Source organism: Neptunicoccus cionae (genome assembly GCF_014643735.1).
Taxonomy (GTDB): domain Bacteria; phylum Pseudomonadota; class Alphaproteobacteria; order Rhodobacterales; family Rhodobacteraceae; genus Amylibacter; species Amylibacter cionae.
Window position 1 is genome coordinate 26,635 of record NZ_BMKA01000002.1, and the last position, 21,647, is coordinate 48,281.

General features: G+C 57.3%; 19 protein-coding genes and 1 tRNA gene. 10 read left to right on the top strand and 10 right to left on the bottom strand.

Features of this window, described 5'->3' with window-relative positions; genetic code table 11:
* Nucleotides 1–68: 68 nt before the first annotated feature.
* Nucleotides 69–1,940 carry an ABC transporter ATP-binding protein gene (locus IEX10_RS05295; RefSeq protein ID WP_188671696.1) on the bottom strand — a complete coding sequence of 624 codons (1,872 nt, stop codon included), beginning with the start codon at nt 1,938–1,940 and terminating at the stop codon, nt 69–71.
* A 186-nt stretch (nt 1,941–2,126) separates the two neighbouring features.
* On the opposite strand from IEX10_RS05295, the gene IEX10_RS05300 reads away from it, so the two are divergent.
* The 6 genes from IEX10_RS05300 (at nt 2,127) to IEX10_RS05325 (ending at nt 10,325) form a co-directional block, all read left to right on the top strand.
* Nucleotides 2,127–3,323 carry a pyridoxal-phosphate-dependent aminotransferase family protein gene (locus IEX10_RS05300; protein ID WP_188671698.1) on the top strand — a complete coding sequence of 399 codons (1,197 nt, stop codon included), beginning with the start codon at nt 2,127–2,129 and terminating at the stop codon, nt 3,321–3,323.
* A gap of 135 nt (nt 3,324–3,458) precedes the next feature.
* Nucleotides 3,459–5,753: a xanthine dehydrogenase family protein molybdopterin-binding subunit gene (locus IEX10_RS05305; protein ID WP_188671700.1), complete on the top strand. Its 2,295-nt coding sequence runs from the start codon at nt 3,459–3,461 to the stop codon at nt 5,751–5,753.
* A 62-nt stretch (nt 5,754–5,815) separates the two neighbouring features.
* A complete protein-coding gene (locus IEX10_RS05310) occupies nt 5,816–6,913 on the top strand; it encodes a T6SS phospholipase effector Tle1-like catalytic domain-containing protein (RefSeq protein WP_188671702.1) in 1,098 nt (365 codons plus the stop codon).
* A 91-nt stretch (nt 6,914–7,004) separates the two neighbouring features.
* A complete protein-coding gene (locus IEX10_RS05315) occupies nt 7,005–7,661 on the top strand; it encodes a protein-L-isoaspartate O-methyltransferase family protein (protein ID WP_188671703.1) in 657 nt (218 codons plus the stop codon).
* 47 nt (nt 7,662–7,708) lie between these two features.
* On the top strand, nt 7,709–9,124 hold the full coding sequence (locus IEX10_RS05320; RefSeq protein ID WP_188671705.1) for a TolC family outer membrane protein: 1,416 nt from the start codon (nt 7,709–7,711) through the stop codon (nt 9,122–9,124).
* 70 nt (nt 9,125–9,194) lie between these two features.
* Nucleotides 9,195–10,325 carry a hypothetical protein gene (locus IEX10_RS05325; RefSeq protein ID WP_188671707.1) on the top strand — a complete coding sequence of 377 codons (1,131 nt, stop codon included), beginning with the start codon at nt 9,195–9,197 and terminating at the stop codon, nt 10,323–10,325.
* A 58-nt stretch (nt 10,326–10,383) separates the two neighbouring features.
* Here IEX10_RS05325 and IEX10_RS05330 read toward each other — a convergent pair whose 3' ends face one another.
* A complete protein-coding gene (locus IEX10_RS05330) occupies nt 10,384–11,847 on the bottom strand; it encodes a cobyric acid synthase (RefSeq protein ID WP_188671710.1) in 1,464 nt (487 codons plus the stop codon).
* A gap of 473 nt (nt 11,848–12,320) precedes the next feature.
* Here IEX10_RS05330 and IEX10_RS05335 point away from each other — a divergent pair.
* Nucleotides 12,321–12,394: transfer RNA gene (locus IEX10_RS05335), tRNA-Cys, on the top strand.
* Between the two features lie 68 nt (nt 12,395–12,462).
* On the opposite strand, the gene IEX10_RS05340 is transcribed toward IEX10_RS05335, so the two are convergent.
* From IEX10_RS05340 to IEX10_RS05350, 3 genes are read right to left on the bottom strand one after another with little or no spacing between them, the layout of a single operon-like run.
* Nucleotides 12,463–13,494, bottom strand: a complete 1,032-nt coding sequence (locus IEX10_RS05340) for a site-specific integrase (RefSeq protein WP_188671711.1) — start codon at nt 13,492–13,494, stop codon at nt 12,463–12,465.
* Entirely contained in the window at nt 13,491–13,682 is a 192-nt protein-coding gene (locus tag IEX10_RS05345) for a hypothetical protein (RefSeq protein WP_014880562.1), read from the bottom strand. The genes IEX10_RS05340 and IEX10_RS05345 overlap by 4 nt, the downstream gene beginning before the upstream one ends.
* A 24-nt stretch (nt 13,683–13,706) precedes the next feature.
* On the bottom strand, nt 13,707–13,901 hold the full coding sequence (locus IEX10_RS05350) for an Arc family DNA-binding protein (RefSeq protein WP_188671713.1): 195 nt from the start codon (nt 13,899–13,901) through the stop codon (nt 13,707–13,709).
* An 84-nt stretch (nt 13,902–13,985) separates the two neighbouring features.
* On the opposite strand from IEX10_RS05350, the gene IEX10_RS05355 reads away from it, so the two are divergent.
* Nucleotides 13,986–14,300, top strand: coding sequence for an Arc family DNA-binding protein (locus tag IEX10_RS05355; RefSeq protein WP_188671715.1), 315 nt, complete (start codon nt 13,986–13,988; stop codon nt 14,298–14,300).
* A gap of 2 nt (nt 14,301–14,302) precedes the next feature.
* Here IEX10_RS05355 and IEX10_RS05360 read toward each other — a convergent pair whose 3' ends face one another.
* Nucleotides 14,303–14,944 carry a hypothetical protein gene (locus IEX10_RS05360; RefSeq protein WP_188671717.1) on the bottom strand — a complete coding sequence of 214 codons (642 nt, stop codon included), beginning with the start codon at nt 14,942–14,944 and terminating at the stop codon, nt 14,303–14,305.
* 158 nt (nt 14,945–15,102) lie between these two features.
* On the opposite strand from IEX10_RS05360, the gene IEX10_RS05365 reads away from it, so the two are divergent.
* Nucleotides 15,103–15,315, top strand: a complete 213-nt coding sequence (locus tag IEX10_RS05365; RefSeq protein ID WP_188671719.1) for a helix-turn-helix domain-containing protein — start codon at nt 15,103–15,105, stop codon at nt 15,313–15,315.
* 2 nt (nt 15,316–15,317) lie between these two features.
* On the top strand, nt 15,318–15,518 hold the full coding sequence (locus IEX10_RS05370) for a hypothetical protein (RefSeq protein ID WP_188671721.1): 201 nt from the start codon (nt 15,318–15,320) through the stop codon (nt 15,516–15,518).
* Between the two features lie 299 nt (nt 15,519–15,817).
* Here IEX10_RS05370 and IEX10_RS05375 read toward each other — a convergent pair whose 3' ends face one another.
* The 4 genes from IEX10_RS05375 to IEX10_RS05390 all read right to left on the bottom strand — a co-directional run bounded on the left by IEX10_RS05375 (nt 15,818) and on the right by IEX10_RS05390 (nt 21,641).
* Nucleotides 15,818–16,996, bottom strand: a complete 1,179-nt coding sequence (locus IEX10_RS05375; RefSeq protein WP_188671723.1) for an acyl-CoA dehydrogenase family protein — start codon at nt 16,994–16,996, stop codon at nt 15,818–15,820.
* 194 nt (nt 16,997–17,190) lie between these two features.
* Entirely contained in the window at nt 17,191–18,210 is a 1,020-nt protein-coding gene (locus IEX10_RS05380; protein ID WP_188671725.1) for an AraC family transcriptional regulator, read from the bottom strand.
* A gap of 129 nt (nt 18,211–18,339) precedes the next feature.
* Complete coding sequence (locus IEX10_RS05385; protein ID WP_188671727.1) at nt 18,340–19,524, bottom strand: acetyl-CoA C-acyltransferase; 1,185 nt, start codon at nt 19,522–19,524, stop codon at nt 18,340–18,342.
* Nucleotides 19,521–21,641 carry a 3-hydroxyacyl-CoA dehydrogenase NAD-binding domain-containing protein gene (locus tag IEX10_RS05390; RefSeq protein ID WP_188671729.1) on the bottom strand — a complete coding sequence of 707 codons (2,121 nt, stop codon included), beginning with the start codon at nt 21,639–21,641 and terminating at the stop codon, nt 19,521–19,523. Before IEX10_RS05390 ends, IEX10_RS05385 begins: the two co-directional genes overlap by 4 nt.
* Between the last annotated feature and the right edge of the window lie 6 nt (nt 21,642–21,647).

The window sequence follows — 21,647 nt, forward strand, 5'->3', positions numbered from 1 at the left end:
CTGAAATATCCCGGGGTGAATGCGCGCCAGCGCAAAGGGGCAGCGCCCCGTTGCATCCTTAACAGTCCCTACAACGGATTATTCGTGTTACCCATCCCCACAAAACGGCTGACCATTTCCATCAATCCGCGTTTGCGTTTGCGGGACGCAAAGGAACGGGGTCGTTTGCGCTTGCCCCCTTCGGCCTTCATATCAAATTGCAAATTGAACAGGTCTGCATAAATCCCGCCCCGTTCCAGCAATTCTTCATGGGTGCCCTGATCCACAATTCGCCCCTGATCCATCACAACGATCTGATCCGCATCAAGAATAGTCGCCAAACGGTGCGCAATCACCAAAGTCGTGCGGCCTTGCGACAAGGCGTCCAACCCTTTGCGGATCGCTGCCTCGGATTCCGCATCCAGTGCGGATGTGGGCTCGTCCAGCAACAGGATCGGCGCATCCCGCAACATGGCGCGCGCGATAGACAAGCGCTGACGCTCGCCGCCGGAGAAGCTGGATTTCGACGGATCAATCCGCGTGTCATACCCCTGAGGCAGGGCGCTGATAAACTCATCCGCAGCGGCGGCTTTGGCGGCTTCAATACAGGCCTCGCGCGTGGCACCCTCCCGACCGAAACCGATGTTTTCCAGCACGGTGCCCGTCAACAGAACGCTATCTTGACTAACCACTGAAATCTGGTTGCGCAGCGCGGTTATCTGATGCTCTGTCAGGTCGTGACCGTCGATTAGAATATGGCCCTCGCTTGCATCAAACAATCGGGGCAATAGGTTGAAAATAGTGGATTTCCCCGCACCGGATCGCCCTACAAACGCATATGTCTTACCAGCCGCAATATTAAGATTGATGTCATGCAGTGCGGCGTACCCATCGGGGTAGGTGAAGCCCACATTACGAAACTCTATATGCCCTTCGGGTTTGCTGCCGTCGGGATAAGTGAACGTCCCGTCTGCGATATCGTTTTTGGTGTCAAACAGCGCATAGACCCGCTCCAGTGCGGCCATGCCTTGCAGGCCTACCGCGTAAGCCCCGCCGAGTTTGCGCGCAGGGTTGGTGGCCACGCCCAGTGCGGTGATCAAGCCGATGAACCCCGCCAGATCAATCGCACCGGATTGCATCCGCCAAGCCACCAGAAACAGCAGCACGGCGATGGCGATCCCTGCCAGCACTTCGATCATCGGCGTAATCAGCGCCTGCCATTTCACCAGCGAAATGCGCAAGCCGACCAGCTTGTCAAACACTGTGTTCGAGGTTTTCTTCAGCGATTCTTCCAACTGATAGGTCCGCACCATGCGAATGCCGGTCAGGCCTTCGTTTACGGATTCCGTCATATGGGCGATTTCACTTTGGGTGTTGGAGGATATCCGCCGGATGCGGGCCCCCGCGATGCCAATCGGTCCGAACGCCAGCGCAAAGACCAGCACCAGCCCGATGGCCATCGCCCAATCAATCGACAGCATCACGACGATTGCAGCGATCAGCGTCAGCACATCCCGCACTGAACCGAACACTGTGATCGAGGCCTGCCGCGCCAGTTCGATATCAGCCGAGAACCGCGCAGCCAGTGCCGCAGGGGCTTCGGCCAGCAGATAGGCCAAATCCATATAGACCAGCCTGTCATACATGAATTTCTGCATATCCGCCTGCACGCGGCTAAGCACACGGTTTTGCACCACCTGTTGCAGGTAATGGGCAATCCCTTTGCTTAGGGTCAGTGCGATGATCCCTGCCGGTCCCCACCAGATGACGCTGGCATCCTTGTGTTCCAGCGCGGAGATTACCCACTCCATGAACTTCGCATAGCCCGCAGTAGACAGCGCCACGACCAGCATAAAGACAGATGCCAAAAGCATTTTTGGCCAGTGAGGTGCCAGCCACTCCCGCCAGAGGCGGCCATAGGCGGCACGTGCATTCAACTGCGGTGTATCAGCTTCGCTCATAGAGACCTTTGTATTTTGCGGCCACTGGCCTGCGGGCCGACCTTGTACCATCTGCACCCCTGCTGTCCATGCCCTGCTTGCATCAGCCGTTTTTGCCCCTTCTACAGTCGGGCCCAGTTTGCTTTTGACCTTTCACAAAGGCAGGAGTACCCATTTGCCTGAATATCTCTTGAGAAAGCTTTCTACATGTCGCTCAATTTCGGTCGCACCCAGCTGTCTATCCCCGGACCATCTGTCATCCCCGACCGCGTGTTGAACGCAATGCATCGTCCCTCCCCCAATATTTACGAGGGGGAATTGATTGATATGACGGCGAGCCTTTACCCCGATCTCAAAACAGTTGCTCAAACAAGTCACAACGCAGCGATCTATATCGCAAACGGGCATGGGGCATGGGAGGCGGCTTTGGCGAACAGTTGTTCGCGGGGCGACAAGATCCTTGTGCTGGTGACCGGACGCTTTGGTCAGGGCTGGGCAGATACCGCCAAGGGCATGGGAATAGAGGTCGAAACGCTGGATTTCGGAATGCAGGACGATGCAGACCCGCAAAAGCTGTGCGAGCGGCTGAAGGCAGACCGCGCTCATGAGATCAAAGGCGTGTTTACGGTGCAGACCGATACGGCATCGTCGGTGCAGAACAACATTCCCGCGCTGCGCAAAGCCATTGACGAGGCGCGGCATCCTGCGCTGTTCTATGTGGATTGCATCGCTTCTCTGGGATGTGACCGGCACGAAATGGACGCTTGGGGCGTCGATATTATGGTGACGGGCTGTCAAAAGGGTCTGATGACGCCGGCAGGCATGTCCTTTGTGTTTTACAACGACAAGGCCGCAGCGGTGCAGTCCAAGGCGGATCTTGTGACGAACTACTGGGACTGGCACCCTCGCGCCAATCCGGAACGGTTTTACCAGCAGTTCGGCGGCACTGCCCCGACACACCACTTGTTCGGCCTGCGCGAAGCACTGGACATGCTGGTGAAAGAAGAGGGCATCAAACAAGCCTGGGCGCGGCATGAAACCTGCGCACGTGCGGTTTGGGCAGCGGTTGAAAGCTGGAATTGTCTGCGCCTGAATATCTCCGATCCGGCCAAACGATCCCATGCGGTAACCACAGTACGGTCGGACGGAGACGAATGTGGCCGCTTGCGCCACTGGTGTGAACATCAGGGTGGATTAACGCTGGGCATCGGGCTTGGTTTTGCCGAAAAAGGGGAACCCGGCTGGGACAGCGTGTTGCGCATTGCCCATATGGGGCACCTCAATCCGGTGATGCTGATGGGTGCGCTTGGCACGATGGATACGGGGCTGAAGGCCCTTGGTATTCCGCACGGCAGCGGCGCGCTTGACGCAGCAAGCGCAGTGCTGGCGCAACATCACGCTTAGGAAACGGCACGGCTCCCGCGCTAATCAAGCCGGGGGCCCTTAAAAAACCGCAACGTTTCTGCGCCTTTGCCCTAGACCTGACCGCGATAAGGGATACCCTTACAGTAACGACTTTTCTGCAAAGGCCAGTGCTCCATGAACACCCCGTTTTCCAAGTTTGGCATTTCCCAATCTGCCGCCCGCGTCGAAGATGTCCGTCTGCTGACCGGACATGGCCGCTATACGGACGATATCGCTCCGGAAGGGGCGTTGCATATGTATGTGCTACGCGCGCAGATGGCCCATGCCACCCTGACCGGCATCGATACCGAAGCGGCGAAATCCGCCCCCGGCGTGCGCGGGGTCTATCTGGCGGCAGATCTGGACGGCGTGATGGAAAATTCCATGACCGCCATTCCGGTGAAAAACCTTGATGGCAGCACCGCCGCAGTGCCCCACCGCCCTGCCCTTGCCATTAACCGCGTTCGCTTCGTCGGGGAGGCCATCGCGGTGATTGTGGCGGACACCCTGCAACAGGCCCGTGATGCGGCGGAAACGATCCTTGTGGACTATGATGATCTTCCCACGTCGATGGCCCTTGAATTTGGCGGGCCGGAAATACACCCCGATGCGCCGGAAAACCTCGCCTATGATTGGGGTCACGGGGATGCGGAGGCCACCGAAGCGGCGTTTCAATCAGCCGCCCATCAGGTAAAACTGCGGGTCCATTCCAACCGCGTGATCGCAAATTCGATGGAGCCGCGCGCCTGTTATGCCGAAATGGAAGGCGACCGTCTGCACGTCTGTTTTTCCGGTCAGGGTGTTTGGGGCGTGAAGCGGCATTTGGCAGGGTCTTTCAACCTCGCGCCTGAAGAGATCCGCGTGACCAACCCCGATGTGGGTGGTGGTTTTGGTATGAAGGTCCATGCCTATCCTGAATACCTGCTTGCAGCCTTTGCAACCAAAACGCTCGGCCAGCCGGTGCGCTGGACACCGGATCGCAGTGAATCCATGTTAACGGACAATGCCTGCCGTGATCTTTATTCCGACGCACAAGCAGCCTTTGACGAAAACTACAAACTGGTGGCCCTGCGCGTGAATGCGGTATCGAACCTTGGGGCTTACAGTTCCGGTTTCGGGCAGAATATCCAGTCCGAACTGGCGCTTAAGGTGTTCCCCGGTGTGTACGACGTGCAGACCGCATATTTCGGGGTGCGGGGGATTTACACCAACACAACGCCGGTAGACGCGTATAGGGGGGCCGGACGGCCCGAGGCAATTTACGTGCTGGAGCGTTTGTTCGACCATGCCGCACGCACCTTTCAGATGGACCCGTCAGAATTGCGTCGCCGCAGCTTTATCCGCGCGGATCAGATGCCCTATAAAACCGCCGCCGGAGAGCTTTATGACGTCGGCGATTTTGACCGCGTGCTGACGCGCGCAGAGACCGAAGCCGATGTCGCGGGCTTTCCCGCCCGTCAACAAGACAGTGTCGCAAAGGGGAAGCTGCGCGGTCTCGGCTTATGTTTTTATATCGAAAGCATCCTTGGCGCACCCAAGGAGACCACGCGGATCGAATTTGCCGAAGATGGGCAATTGAACCTTTATGTTGGCACGCAAAGCAACGGTCAGGGCCATGAAACCGCTTATACCCAGTTGCTGTGCGAAAAGACCGGATGGAATCCCGCCAAAGTGCGCATCATTCAGGGCGACAGTGATGCGATTCCGACTGGGGGCGGCACAGGCGGGTCACGCTCTGTCACCATGCAGGGCAATTCCATCTATAAAACCTCCGATCTGATGATCAAAAGGCTGAAACCGCTGGCCAGTGACGAGCTGGAGGTCAATCCACAGGATGTAGCCTTTGAAAAAGGTGCTTTCGCTATCGTGGGAACCGACCGCCGGATCACCCTGCCTGAAGTCGTAGAGAAAGCACGCAAAACCGGACAGCAGGACTTGCTGGATCATTCGGTTGAATACGATCTCCCCGCCCGCAGCTACCCTAACGGTGCCCATTTCTGCGAGGTGGAAGTCGATCCGCAAACCGGTCATACGCAGGTGGTGAAATATACGATCGTGGATGACTTCGGCCTGCTGATCAATCCGATGCTGGCCGAAGGGCAGGTTCACGGCGGTGTGGTTCAGGGCATCGGTCAGGCCATAACCGAGAACGCGGTTTACGACGACAGCGGCCAGCTTCTGACCGGCAGCTTCATGGATTACGGGATGCCCCGTGCCAGTGATATTCCCACGATGGCGTTCCACACCGAACTGGTGCCCTCCACAGCCAATGAAATCGGCATGAAAGGCTGCGGCGAGGCTGGAACCGTTGGGGCAATGGCCGCAGTGATGAACGCGGTTCAGGACGCGCTTTGGGATCGCGGGGTCCGGCAGGTTGATATGCCCGTCACCCCGCTGCGGATGTGGGAATGGCTGCAACAGGCAAAGTAAGCCTTAAGCAGTCAGAACAATAAGGGACGAAACCAATAGAAACAGCCGGAGGCAGGCAACGGATGACACGGGACAACGACACAGAGGGCCTTTGGGGCAAACTGGTCGCGCGGCTAAAGTCCACGCTGCGGTTTCCCCGCCGAACGGAATTGCCGCCCCCGCCCCTGCGCGAGCCTAAATCCCACATCGTCATTATTGACGGAACCCAAAGCCGCCTGCACGAAGGCGAAGAAACCAACGCAGGGCTGCTTTATAAGCTGTTGCAGGAAACCCATGATCCACGAAGATCAACGCTCTGGTATCATCCGGGCATTCAGGGCCACGGCTTTCGCAACTGGGTAACGATTGCCTCTGGTTGGGGGATCAACCAGCTTATCTTTGACGGCTACGCCCAGCTTGCCGCGCAATACCAGCCGGGTGACAGGATTTACCTGTTCGGCTATTCCCGAGGCGCCTATGCTGTGCGGTCTATTGCGGGGATGATCGGGCGCGTGGGGCTGGTTCGGCAAACCAATGTGACCAAAGCCAACTTGCGTTTTGCCTTCCGACTTTATGAATCCCAGTCCACCGCTCAGGCCCGCGCCGCGTTCAAATCAATCCATTGCCACGGCGACACCCCGATAGAGATGATCGGGGTCTGGGATACTGTGAAGGCACTTGGCATTCAATACCCGCTGCTGACCTATCTGGCCCCGATGGCGACAGAGTTTCACAACACCAGCATCGGCGGGTCCGTTAAAGCGGGGTATCACGCACTGGCGCTGGATGAAGACCGCCGCGCCTATGCCCCCGTGATGTGGGACACCGAAGACGGCTGGTCCGGCCATCTGGAGCAGGTCTGGTTTCGTGGCGCCCACGGCGATGTGGGCGGGCACGTGTTTCGCTATCCAAGCGCGCGACCACTTGCCAACATCCCGCTGGTCTGGATGTGCGACAAGGCCGAAGACCACGGGCTAACCCTGCCCGAAGGCTGGAAATCCCGCTTTCCCACCGACCGTAACGCCCCTGCAATGGGCGCAAAGGCCGGTATTGGAAAGTTCTTCCTGCTGCGCGCACCCCGCGTGCTTGGCCAGAAACCCGGAGAGGCCATGCACATCTCGACCGGATCGTCGCGCCCGCTCTCTACCTATAGTGAAGCAGCAACAGCCTCTGGCGTATAACCTGCTTTTCGCAAGGTCTGCGTTGCAGCCCCTTGACGATTGTGGCACTACACGATTCAACTAGACGCAATTCCAGCATGAAGGCTTTGCCATGACCGACTTCACTGCAGCCCGCACCACAATGGTGGACTGTCAGGTCCGCCCGTCCGATGTGACCAAATACCCGATCATTGACGCACTTCTGACGGTCGAGCGCGAGGAATTCGTGCCAACAGCAAAACGGGGCATCGCCTATATGGGCGAGCATATCGATCTGGCGCCTAACCGCGTTCTGCTGGAACCGCGCACTTTTGCCAAAATGCTCGACGTGGCGAACATCCAACCAAACGAACTGGTTCTGGATCTGGGGTGCGGCTTTGGCTACTCCAGCGCGGTGATCGCACGCATGGCAGAAGCTGTGGTTGCGATCGAACCGGATGAAAAAATGGCCAGCGAAGCGGCTGAACTGCTGTCAAGCAGCGGTGTAGACAATGTTATGGTCGAACAGGGCGAACTGATTGATGGCGCCCCGAAACACGGTCCCTATTGTGTCATCATGTTGGAAGGTGCCGCCGAGCAAATCCCTGCCGCCATCACCGACCAACTCAAACCCGGCGGCCGGATCATCGCGATCCGCCAGTCCGGCAACACCGGTCATTGCAAGATCGGGTATAAACACGACCACGGCATCGACTGGCGCAATGCGTTTGACGCAACCGCCCCGATCTTGCCGGGGTTCAACAAAGAGCAAGAATTCACCTTCGGCTAGGTGGAGGGGTGTCCGCGCGAGCGGCCGCCATATAAACAGGACATAGCATGTTTGGACGCCTTAAACGAACCGGTATCGCAGTAGCGATCACTCTCTCGGCCCTCCCTTCCCATGCGACGACACTCGCTGACGCGCTGGCGCAGGCCTATCAGACCAACCCCCAAATCCTCGCCCAGCAGGCGGCACTTCGGGCGACGGATGAAGGCGTGATTTCGGCGCGGGCGAACCTGCTACCGACCCTGACACAAACCCTGAGTATCAGCAAAACCAACAATCTCAACCTGCCCAGCCAGTCAATTCTCACGGGCGCCCCGACCCGCAAGGCCACCACCTTCTGGAACCACAACACCGAGCTGACCATCCAGCTGTTTGATGGTGGCGCTGACCGTCTGGGCGTTGAAGCCGCCCGCATGTCTGTTCTAGCCGGACGTCAGGCCCTGCGAGAGTTGGAACAGATCATTCTATTCAACACAGTACAGGCCTTTATGAATGTGCGCCGCGACCAGCAGTTTGTCCGGCTCGCGCAGAATAACGTGCGTGTGCTCGGAGAGCAGGTTCGCGCAGCTAAAGACCGGTTTGCCGTTGGCGAAGTGACCCGCACCGATGTTGCACAGGCCGAAGCCCGCCTTGCCGCCGCCCGCTCTCAGCTTGAAACAAATCGCGGGAATTTGCGGCTTTCCGAAAGCGCCTATACCGCTGTTGTGGGCACACCGCCCCGCGATCTGCGCAATCCACCGCCAGCGCCTGTCCTGCCTAGCTCTGCCGCCAAGGCTGAAGCGGTTGCCCTGCGCAAACACCCCCGCGTGATGCAAGCCCAGTTCAACGCAAAAGCCGCAGAACTGACCGCTGAGTCCACCACCAAAAACCGCCACCCGCAAGTTTTCGGTTCTGTCGATTACGACTTTGGCGCGCGGGCCGGCAGCGGTGAACTGTCTACCGACGAACTTACAGCCCGCATTGTCGGGCAATGGACCCTGTATCAGGGTGGCCGTCTGGACAGTAACCGCCGCCGCGATGTGGCTTTGTTGCAGCAAGCGCTGTCGAATGTGCAGCAGTCCGGCTATCTGACCCGTCAGGGCCTGCGCGATGCCTATACCACCTGGCAGGTTGCCAGCGCCTCCATTCAGTCGAACCGCCAGCAGGTCCGTGCGGCCCAAGTGGCCTTTGATGGCGTACGCGAAGAAGCTAAACTTGGCGCACGCACCACGCTTGATGCTTTGGACGCAGAGCAAGAATTACTCTCTGCGCGCTCCCAGCTTGTCACTGCAATCCGGGATCAATACGTGGCCCAGTATCAGGTCCTCGCAGAGATGGGTTTGCTTACAGCAGAACATCTGGGCCTTGGCGTTCCGATCTACAATCCGGACGTGAACGCCGCCGCATCCAACCGCCATCAACTTGGCATTCTGGGTGACAAACGCATCAAACTCTTTGACAAGCTGAAAAAAAGAAAGGGCAACTGACAGTTAGTCAGTAGTTGCCCGAATCCACGTTCGCCAGTAAACTCCGAGCCGAGGCAAAAGGAGTGGATAAATGTCCGAAACAGGCAGAAAGATGGACGTTGAAGACGTCCTATCGTCTATCCGCAGGCTCGTATCAGAAGAGGCGCGCAGCGCTCCGGACACGAAAACCCCTGCGGCATCCCAGAAACCAACCGTTGCAGAAACGCGACAGGACGATGCCCCGAAAGGGCCTGACAAGCTGGTGCTGACACCGTCTCTGCGGGTCAGTGAAGCACTTTCTCCGACACCAGTTGCAGCGGAAATCGAACAACGCATTGCGGATATTGAATCCCTTGTTATGGCCGAAGCTGTGGAATCCTCAAAAGAAGAGATCGCCCGCGCTGTAGAACTGCAGGATACGGACGAAGACGAGGATTATCACGACGATCCGGCCACCCAAATGGCAGAGCTGGTCGGCGCCCACACCCAGCGCCCCCAAACCTATGCGCAACCCGTTCCCCGAACCGAGCCCACACCCGAGCAGCACACTGCCGCCGAAAGTGCGCTGGAACGGCTGGACCTGCCCGAGCGGGAATCCCCCCGCAAAGAGCCGCCTCTGTCAGCCAATATCGCCGGAGCCCCCCGTCAGGAGCCGGTAGAAGAGACAGCGTCCCATGCGTTCACAGAAAAAACAAAAGACTCCGGCCCTAAACCGGAAGACGCCCCTGTCAGCGAAATGATGGAAGGGCTTGTCAGCTTTGACTTCGTCGAGGCCGAAGCCCCAGAAGAAGACGATCTGGATGGTTTTGACACCGACGCCCTTGCGGATGCGGATGATACGTCAGACGAAACCGAGAACTTCCCGACGCACTCTCCCTTTCCAGCGCAGGAAGATCAGGAAGAGCCAGCGACAGAGGAACCCCCGCAAGCCGAAGGTCTCACAGCAACAATCGTAGAGCGCCCGGAGCCAACACCCGAACCGACAGCACAGCCCGATCCAGCCCCAAACCGCCCCCATGCGGACAGCGCATTGTTCGACGAACCCGTTGATTATACCGAAGGGGAAGACGGTTTCCTTGATGAAGAAGCCCTGCGCGAAATGGTTTCTGACATGGTCCGCTCTGAATTGCAGGGGGAATTGGGCGACCGGATCACCCGCAATGTGCGCAAACTGGTGCGGCGTGAAATCCACCGCGCCCTCGCCTCGCGGGAGTTTGAATAAAACTTTAATTTTGCGGCACGGGGGCCGTTTTGCCTTTGTCCCCGTGCCGATTTACGGTTCAGTCCGGCTCTGCCACATCTGCCGCCAACATCCAGATCATCTCTACATCCAGATGGGCCTCAATGTGATCAGCCAGCGCGTCTAGCGTTTCATCCACCACATCTTCGTACACCAGATTGCCAGGCGTCACCCCCATCGTCGCAAGATAGCCGCGCCGGAATTCATCCGCGATGAACAATCCGTGCACATAGCACCCCCGCACCAACCCGTCCGCCGACGTCGCCCCCTCTTCGCGCCCGTCAATCTCAAGCCACGGGCGTCCGCAGTCTGGTCCCGAAGTCTCACCAATGTGGATTTCATAGCCCGAAACCCCAGACCCCGAGCCAATGTCGCTGCCAACCACAGAAGCAAGCCGCTTGTGCGGGGTCATTAGAGTTGTCACATTGAGCAACCCCAATCCCTGAACTTGACCCGCTGGTCCTTCGATGCCGTCAGGGTCCATAACTGTTTGCCCCAGCATCTGATAGCCGCCACAGATCCCAAGTACCTGTTTGCCCCGCTCTACGTGGCTCATCAGGTCGGCGTCCCAGCCTTGCTCGCGCAGGAAAGCCAGATCGCCGATGGTGGATTTGGTGCCCGGAATCAACACTAGATCCGCATCAGACGGCAATCTCTGCCCCGGCTCTACGATCACCACAGACACGCCCGGTTCCAGCTTCAGCGGGTCGAGATCGTCAAAATTCGCAATGCGCGACAGTTTCGGAACCGCAATCTTGAACGCCCCTTCGCCGCCGCTGTCAATGTCAGCAGCATCCTCGGCAGGCAGCTTTCCGGCGTCCTTAAACCACGGCAAAACCCCAAGTCCGTGCCATCCGGTGTGATCCACCGCGATTTGAAGCCCTTCGTCAAACAAGGTCGGATCGCCGCGAAATTTGTTAATCAGGAACCCTTTGATCAGCGCGTTATCATCTGCGTCCAGCAACACATGGGTGCCCACCAACTGCGCTAACACTCCGCCTCGATCGATGTCGCCAGTCAGAATCACCGGCACATCTGCAGCCCGCGCAAATCCCATGTTGGCAATGTCCCCCTTGCGCAGATTAACCTCCGCGGGGCTGCCAGCACCTTCTACAAGCACAAGATCCGCATGGGCGCAGAGCCGGTGAAAGCTTTCCAGCACCCGAGGCATCAGTTGCGCCTTCATCTTTCCGTAATCTCTGGCCTTTAGGGTGGTCACACGTTTGCCCTGAACCACCACTTGCGCGCCGGTTTCCGTTTCGGGCTTCAGAAGGACGGGATTCATATCTGTGTGGGGCTGCACCTTGCAGGCCCGCGCCTGTAATGCTTGGGCACGGCCGATCTCTCCACCGTCCATCGTGACAGCGGCGTTATTGCTCATGTTTTGGGGCTTGAAGGGCAGAACCTTCAATCCCCGCCGCACAAAAGCGCGGCACAAACCGGCCACGATCATGGACTTTCCGACGTTCGACCCAGCCCCCTGGATCATAATGGACTTCGCCATCCCTCACCCTATTGTCCCCGCCGCAGGCTGAAATCTGCGGCGTACCCGATGCAATTTTAGATCTGTCAGAACACAACAACCACCGCCTTCCCAAATCGGAACACAGCAGCCCTGCAAACAGCCCTCATGGGAATTTATAACAGATTATCCAAAGTATTGCCTGTAGTTTTGGCACAGGTTTGTTCACGGAACGTCAACAAAAAGGAAATGCGGCCTGCCCCGCATCCGGTTTCAGACACAATCGGAAAACAAACCCTCATTCCTGCCGCAATTGGCGATCCGAAACCCAAATCCTCCCCCTTGCCCCCAGCCAACGGCATAACGCCTCACCAGAAAGCGTCGTTCAAACCCGAGATCACAAAGCTGCGCCCCAATCACAAAACCGCACTAGACAACCCTCAGAAAAACCGCAATAAGGCCCCAGAACGAAGACAAAAGCGGGTGAGCACATCACACACCCGCCCCGTTCAATAGGCGAGTTGGCGGAGTGGTGACGCAGCGGATTGCAAATCCGTGTACACCGGTTCGATTCCGGTACTCGCCTCCAATAAAATCAATGACTTGCGTCATCCCAACTCTCCTTCACTGCCATTTTTGAAACAACCGTTGAAACTTTCACGTTTCGGTCTTGCTTCGTTCCATTTGGTTTCTTGCCTCTTGAGCGCGCTTCGCGAGCTCTCTTTGCCGGATCGGCCCACCGTACTTTTTCAGCATCTCAACGCCTGAGTGACCTGTGACAGCCTTGACCATCTCGTCATCACATCCTGCCAGATACAGCTCGATCGTCGCGTTTTTCCTTAGCCCGTGCGTTTTGTAGTAGCTCGCCTTCTCGTGCTTCATCTTCCTTTTGATGGTACGCATTTCCTCGGCAACGATACGGTAGCTCACTGGTCGACCCTTCGCGTTGATCACAACAGTGCCGTCTGTTCGCGCGATGCCTTCGAGATGGGTTTTCAGTCGGTTGGTAAGCGGGATCCACAACGGCTTGTCGGTTTTACCCTGCGTAAAATCGAAACCTTCATCGGAAAAGTGCTCCCACTTCATCTTCACGACATCGCCAATGCGTTGGCCTGTACCAACGCAAAGCTCGTAAACCAGCCGCGCCCTCTTTGAAGCCAGCGCTTCGAACTCGGCACGAACATCGTCTGGCCAAGGCTCCCAGCCGTCGCTCTGCTGCTTAAAGAGCGGGATGCCCTTCGCCGGGTTGCCATGCTCTTTCTTGATAAAGCCAATCAATCGCGCGTGGTTCATCAAGACGACCATGACCTGAACGAGATAGTTGGCTTGCCTCCAATGATCCGCATTGGCGCGGTGCAGTTCGTAAATGTGATGGGTTTCGATCCTGGCCGGGTCTTTCTCGGCCCAGATCTCACGAATGTGGCTGATGTACCGCCGATAGTCGGATCTCGTCCGGGGCTTCAGCTTCTTGTAGGCGTCACTCTCGTAATAGCTAAGAATCAGCGCTTCAAAATTGCGCCTCACCGGCGCAGGCGCTGGCTTTCCCTTCAGCAGTCGATTGTAGTGATCCCAAAATTCCGGCGTGCCCGCTTCCTCGTGCATCATGACGGAGATACCACGCGACCGCCGGATGAACCGAAGGTATCCTCTGTCATTGTAGACGTATTTTGGCAGGCTCTTGCGGGTCATTCGCCCATTCTCAAATCACTATTGAGGAAGTCGTCTACTGCCTCGGCCGCCACCATGTTGGCGTCAACGATGACGCTGCCATCGGGTTTGATCTCGAACTTCGCGCGTTGCCAACCTGCCTCCCGCGCCTCGCGGATAAAGGCCGAGGCCGCTTGTTTCGCTTTCGTCTGTGCACTTGCTTTGGTCATAGTACCAACACCTCTCTCACTGGGTTAACAACGCGCATTATCGACCTGATCCATAATGATATTTCCAATTTCTCCAGGTGTAGAGCGCCTGTCCTTTGCCGCGCGAATGGCGCGGATCACTTCAGAATTCTGGGAGTTGCCGTTGCGATCGGACTCCGCCTTGATCCACTCTTTGAGCTCTTGCGGAAGCCGAAGCTGCATTGGTTTACGACTGTTCATGAAACGCCTCCAGGTTGAAATCACAACCTGTTAGTGGCACTTAGCCATTATTGCGTCGATCGAATTTTATGGCACAGTGCCACCATGTCAGAACAAGGTGCTCAAAATCAGGACAAGTTCATCGTGCGGCTGCCGGACGGCCTGCGCGATCGTATACGCCTCGCAGCCGAGGCCAACCACCGCAGTATGAATGCTGAGGTCGTTGCCCTCCTCGAAGAAAACTATCCGGCTCCTGTGCCGGAAAAATTGGATGACCCCGCCGCGCGGTTGCTCTTCTGGCTTGCCAAACGCATCCGCCGGAGAAACCCTCAGCCTGGAACGCCTAGGGACAAACAAGCCGCCCTCTATGAGCGCATTGCGGGCGATATCGCGGAACGTATGAAAGACATCGGCGAATAGCCTTAGTAGGCCACCCACTCATATCCGTGGTTACCTTCGTGATCTTCCCATTCCACGCCAACACCTCGTCGCCAATTTGATGACGAACAGCGCCGTGACGGCAGAACCCATTGCGGGGAAGCCGCTGGTGTCGTGCGTTGCCAGCCAAATTCGCCCTGCGTGCCGTAGGTTCCGAGGCGCATGTTGTAACTCTCAGAACAATCATCGTCGCGCCCGCCTTTGCGATGGCTGTAGTACCGAACATCCCAGACTCGGATCGAGCGCACAAAATCGAATTCCAGACCACTGATGTCGATATCGGCACCGTCTTCGACCACCTGTGCCAGAATGATGTGGCCGAGCATTTGACCATTTTGGTTGCAGGCCTCCCAGACTTTAGGATCAATACTTTGCAACGGCGCGCGCTCAGAAACACCCATCGGGCAGCGCCAGATCTGCAACGGCGGCTCAATCGGCCAGAGCGTAATCCTGCGGATAAACACGGCGCGGGCATGGGCACCGTCTGCTGACGCGGGCCACCCACCAGCCAGGCAAAGCAGAATGGCGCAGTCAACCTGATAGGCTTTTGCCGCTTGTGGAGCCACGGTTGAAAGCAAAGCCAAAGCAACTCCGGCAGTCCAATTCCTGATAAGTTTGCACCGCATATCAATAAATACCTTTTGATTACATTACCTCAGTATTGATACACTGGCTCCAACCTCAACCTTCACACCATATGCGAGCATAGGGTTTATGATGTTCGCGCGCGTTTTGTGGAATATATTCCGTAGAGCGGTTCTTGTGATCTGGCCGAATACAGGCCATGAAATTACGGGAACAAGTAGGGTTAAATATCCGGAATCTAAGAAATTCCAGAGGGTTGAGCCAAGAACAATTAGCATTAGCTGCCGACCTGGATCGTAGCTACATCAGCGAGATCGAACTCGCGAAATTCTCAGCATCGATCGATGTTCTGGAGCGGATGGCCCATGCTCTCGACATCGCTCCCAAGGAACTGTTTAACGAGAGGGGCTAGTTTTGCCCGAACTTGAGAGTGTTCGCACGACGGCCGAAGCCATCGGTCGCATTACGTGTATCAAGACTGGCGAAGAAATCGGTCTGCTGTATCAGTGGGATAACGGCGACACGCAGGCCGCGTTGCACGAAGACGGCCTGCTTCGATCGACAATCTGCCCAGAGCGACATGAAGTACCGGACCTTGGTGCAAATCGGGGCTAAGGGCCGGAATGAGCCCATTCTGTGAGTTTGATTTTCTCGCTGCGCGTTCGCAGCACATATTTTGCCGCACGCATCATCTATAGTACGACAATGCAGCGAGAAGAGCTGCCATTCGCGCCAGGCGCAGCGAGACTTCTTCAGGCAAGAAATGAGCGGTGGGACAAAGGGTGAATTCGCTGCGTTTGCATCAAGGTCTGCAATCTCGAGTAACCGGCCACACGTATGCAGCCGGTCATTCGATTTTACCGATCCTTGAGGAAATTTTCAGCTCGGCTCCGCTTCACCGGGAGCTGGAATGTTCAGCCGGTCTCACCAAATCCTTTCGGTACTGGCAGATCAGGCAAGGTTGCCGCTCGTTTTTGCATGGCCCGCCCGATAACTACACGGCTGATTTCGGTTGTCCCGTCCACAATCCGCAGCATTTGTGCGAGGCGGGACAAACGGTCCAGACCATAAGGCTGCAGCAGCCCCATGCCACCCAACACTTGCGTACAGGTGTTCGCAGCCTTCACTGCGGCATCTGGCACAAACCGTTTGGCATGAGCGGCCATCAGAGGGCCTTCGGGCGTGCCAAGGGATTCTGCCGCCTTTCGATAAAGCAGCTTGGAGGCTTCAAGATCGGTTGCAACCTCACCCAGCATCCACTGGATCCCGTCCAGATCGAGGTTCTTGCCACCAAACATCTTGCGGTTCTTGGAATAGGACAGCGCCGTATCTAATGCAGCTTGCATCAATCCACAGCATCCTGACGCAATCGAAACGCGGGCAATATCGATCGCCATGAGTGAGCCTTGCAGGCCCTGGCCAATGGGCAGGATGATATTGTCTTCGCTCACCACGACTTTGTCCATGTACATCTCGGCCAGAGGCAGGAAGTTGTAGGACGGGGTGTCGTAGAGCGGACCAAAGCTGAGGCCCGGAGTGTCGGCCGGGATGGCAATCATCGCCATATCCTTGTGGCCGGGTTCATTGCTGGTCTTGACCACCGTGAAATAGATATCAGCCTCGGTCGCCAAGCTGACCCATGCCTTCACACCGCTGATCGTCCAAGTGCCGTCATCATTGATCACAGCCCGCGAATACATGTTTGTTGCGTCCGACCCCGATTGCGGTTCGGTCAGTGCAAAGTTCGCCAGCTTGCGGCCAGAGGTCAGATCCCGTGCCCATTTTTCCTTGAAGGCATCTGTGCCATAACCGCAGCCCGCGAAGGTGCAGATGTTATGCATCGACAGGGCAAAGGCATAGGCACCATCGCCCAGTCCCAGTTGTTCGTAGACCTGAATGCCCTCTGAAAGGGGCAAGCCTTGGCCGCCAAACTCTTCGGGGGCGTAGAGCCCCGTCAGGCCAGCGGCCCCGGCTTTGTCCGACGCATCACGGGGCCATGTCTTCGCGGCGTTCCAGGCGTCCACATTGGGCAGGATGACCTGCTCGGCGTGGTCGCGTGCGGCTTGGAGTATGGTGGCGAGTTTGTCTGACATTGGTCGGTCCTTTTGTGAGCGGCTCTTTTCACATGACGCCACACTTCAGCACCTGCTGAGCAGGCAGCGGGTCAAGCTTCTAGAGGAGAACCAGGTGAGAACGCCATCTATTGCGCAAGATCTAGCAGGAGAAAATTCTTCGCTCTATCTCGTGCGCTGACAGATCATTGTCCAAAAGTGACAAAACAGGCGCTTTACGTCTGCATCCTGCGATACGAACTGGGGGTGCTGCCGGTCCAGCGTTGAAAGGCCCGGTGAAAATTGGCAGCAGAGGAAAAGCCGACATCATGTGCGATGGCCTCGACGCTTTTGCGTCCCGCCTGCAGGTCGCGGATCGCGATGTCGCGCCGCAGGGCATCCTTGATCGCCTGAAACGAGTTCCCATCCGCTTGCAACCTGCGGATCAGGGTGCGCGGCGTCATGTGCATTGCGGATGCTGTCTGGGTCAGGGTCGCCGCGTCCCATCCCGTTTGGCCCAGATAAGTGCGCACCCGCAGCGATTGGGTGTGCTCGCGCGAAGAGGTGAAAATCCAGTCCCGGGGCGCGTTTTGCAAAAACCGGTCAAGATCAGATGTGCTACGCGCTTGCACAGGGCCCAGAGCGTTCGGGGAGAAGGAGATCGCAGTGGCGGGTTGGCCAAACTGAAAGGGTGCGGGAAAGATAATCGCGTAATCCTGATTAAAGTCCGGGCGATCAAACGCGAAATCAACGGCTTTAACCGGAACCTCATGCCCTGAAAGCCAAGACATGAGCCCGTGGGCAAGTTTGAGGATCAGCATGTGGCCAAACCGTTGTACAGGTGCATCTGTTTGCGGGTTCAGGCTCAGTGTGAGGGCGCTGTCAGTGTCATCCAGATCAAACTGATAGTCATCCAGCAGCAAATTCCAGAAGGTCGAAAACCGGTAGAGTGCCGAAGAAAGAGACGTGGCTTCTCTGACAGTCGTCAGAAGATGTTGTAAGGCACGCGGTCGCACGGGTCTGCTCCAAAGCCCCATCATCACATCGCCGGTCTCGACAGCGGCAAGTTGATAGAGACAGACAATCTGATCCAGCGTGACGCGACCATTCGGCGCGCGCGTATCCGCGTTCAGACCGGACCGGCTAAGCAGCGACGCCATCTGCGCCTCTGGGCACAGGGCACGCAGCGCCGCCAGCCAGTCATCGACAAACTGGCTGGAAACGGTGGAAAGGATCGTTGGCGTGACATTGGTCATAACGCCTCAGGAGGTACCACCAATTCCGGTTTACATGAAACACAGCACATGCAGATGGCGGCCTTCGCAGATGACAGAATGTCAATGTCTCAACCAGATAACGCTCTGCTTGAACTCATTTCAGTGTGGTCAGGCGACTTCGAACAGTGCTGCGGCGCCCATGCCTCCGCCGACACACATGGAGGTCACCACGTATTTCACGCCACGACGCCTCCCCTCAATCAGAGCATGCCCGACTTGTCTCGCACCTGTCATGCCGTAGGGGTGGCCAATCGATATCGCACCGCCGTTCACGTTGTAGATTTCGGGATCGATCCCAAGATGGTCACGGCAATACAGAACCTGGCAGGCAAAGGCTTCGTTAAGCTCCCAAAGGCCGATGTCTTCGATGCGAAGACCTGCATTCTTCAGCAGCTTTGGAATTGCAAAGATCGGGCCGACCCCCATCTCTTCCGGTGCGTTTCCTGCAACAGCCATGCCGCGATAAATACCCAGCGGTGTGAGACCCTGTTGCTCAGCCATTTTGCCTTCCATGAGCACACAAGCCGAGGCCCCGTCAGAAAGCTGGCTTGCGTTTCCGGCAGTGATCAGTCCTCCTTCGACAACCGGGTTCAATGCCCCGAGTGTTTCGGCCGTCGTACCCGGCCGGTTGCCCTCGTCTTTTGACAAGGTCACCTCTTCCACGGTTTCCTCTCCGGTTTCGCGGTTCTTGACCCGCTTAATCGCAGTGATCGGGACGATCTCATCTTCAAACGCACCAGCCGCCTGAGCCCGGGCGGTCCGACCTTGCGAAAGTGCGGCGTATTCATCCTGGACGTCGCGGCTGATCCCATAGGTCCGCGCCACATTTTCCGCCGTCATCAGCATCGGCATGTAGGCATGCTCAGATTGGGCGATAACGTTTGGATCTTTCTCATCGCCCGCCCATTTCAGATAAGCATTCTGCAGGGCGGAAATATTTTCCTGCCCGCCCGCCACGGCAACGTTCTGACCATCCACAATGACCTGCTTTGCAGCCGTCGCAATGGCCATCAACCCGGAGGAACATTGCCTGTCGATCGTCTGTCCTGCCACCGTATTGGGAAGGCCAGCCGCCAGCGCCGACAAACGGGCGACATTCATGCCTGCTGTCCCCGCTGTAAGGACCGATCCGATGACGACATCTTCGATCGTACCGGGGTCCACGCCTGCACGTTCAACCGCGTGCTGAATGGCGTGCCCCATCATGGTAGGGGATTTGATGTTGTTCAGCGCACCTTTGAAGGCAACCCCAATAGGAGTTCGTGCGGTTGAGACGATAACGGCTTCTCTCATGATGTTTCCTTTTTGGCATCAAAATACGCGGTAAGTGTCACGCCCGAGGTTGCGAGTTCTTCCAACAATGGCGCAGGCGTGAACCACATCTCGCCATAGGCACCAAGCGACTGCCGATAGTGGGTCATGCGTTCCAGAATCTGGCTCAATCCAATCTCATCGGCATAGTGCATCGGGCCGCCGCGCCAGTTTGGGAAGCCATAGCCATTGACCCAGATCAGGTCGCAATCACCCGGGCGCGTTGCAATTCCCTCTTCAAGGATCAAGAAGCCCTCGTTGATCAGGGGGAACAGACAACGCTCAAGGATTTCCTGATCGTCGATGTCCCTGCGCTTCACGCCATGCAGGTCCGCCAGCTCGGAACTGATTTGAACCATCTCTGGGTCTTCGACCCGTGTCCGCCCCTCGTAGACATAGCTTCCTCGCCCGGTTTTCTGACCCAGTCGGCCTAGTTCAAACAACCTGTCCTGCACAGCTTGGTATGTCGGGTCATGCGCGATTTCACTACGCCGTTCCTGACGCACGCGGGCGCCCACATCGACACCGGCCAGATCCGCCATTGCGTGAATACCCATGGCCATGCCGAAGTTCTCAAGGACGTCATCCACCTGTTTCGGCGTCGCCCCCTCAAGAAGCAGACGAGACCCTTCGCGAAAGTATGGCTCCAGCATCCGGTTTCCAACAAAGCCGTAGCACACGCCAACCGTGACAGGGAGCTTTCGGATCTTCTTTGCGACCGTGATTGCCGTTGCAATGACATCGGGAGCGGTCTTGGCGCCCCGCACCACCTCTAGCAAGCGCATGACGTTCGCCGGGCTAAAGAAATGGAGACCAATCACATCCTCCGGGCGTGACGTGACTGCGGCGATTTCATCAAGATCCAACGTCGATGTGTTTGAGGCCAGTATCGCGCCAGGTTTGGCGTGTAGGTCTAACGCTTCGAAAATCTGGCGTTTGACATTCATGCTTTCAAACGCCGCTTCAATGATCAGGTCGACCTTCGCAAGGTCTGCATAGCTGAGCGTCCCAGTGGCGTTGGCGGCGATTGCCTCTGCCCGATCGGCACTGAGCCGCCCTTTTTGAGCCGCACGCTGGAAATGCTCCCGGACCTTTTCCAGCCCCTGTTCGGGCGCGCCTTGCGTAGTTTCAAGAAGCGTGACCGGATATCCCGCCTGCAGAAAGGCGATGGCAATGCCGCGCCCCATTGTTCCCGCGCCGATCACGGCGACCGAAGCAATGTCACGTGGTCGGTCCGCACGGGTAACACCGGGAACCTTGTTGCATTCACGCTCCGCAAAGAACAGGTGTCGGCCCGCGCGCGATTGAGGTGTACCGAGCAGTTCGGCGAAACCTGCCTTCTCTTGTGCCAGCCCCTCGGCCAGCGGCATTTCGCACGCGGCCTCGATGGACACCAAACATCGTTCAGGGGCGACAAGGTTTTTGGACGTGTGCGCTATCTGGTCTCGGAAACCCGTCAGATATCCCTTCGGATCAGGGTGTGTGACGGTCATATCCGCGCAACTGCGTTTCGGATCGCCCTTTTGGCTGACACGGGTGGCGAAACCCAAAACATGCGCGCGAAAATCCTGGTCGTTCTCAAATAGTGCGTCGACCAGCCCACAAGACAGGGCATATTCGCCTTTCACGGGATCACCTGAGAGGATCATTTGCGTTGCCGCTTCCAGACCGGCAATCCGGGGTAGTCGTTGGGTGCCACCGGCACCAGGCAGCAGCCCCAGTTTGATCTCAGGTAGGCCCATCACGGCATCCGGCGTGGCGACACGGTAATCACAGGCAAGCGCGATCTCCAGCGCACCACCCATAGCGGGACCTGCTATCGCGGCGATAATGGGTTTATTGCTGGTTTCAATCGTTACACACAGGTCTGGCAGGTCCGGCTTGTCCCAAACTGCCCCGGTACGGAACTCGACGATGTCAGCGCCGCTGCAAAAGAGCGGCAGAGCCGAGCATAGAACGATAGCTTTGACCTGTTCATCGGCGTCCAACTCGTGGATGGCCGAGGAAAGCGCCTGCCGCATCTTCAGGCCAAGAGCGTTAACTGGCGGGGCATTCAGCTCAATGAAAGCGACACCCTCGGTGTGTTTAATGGAAATCATGTTCGG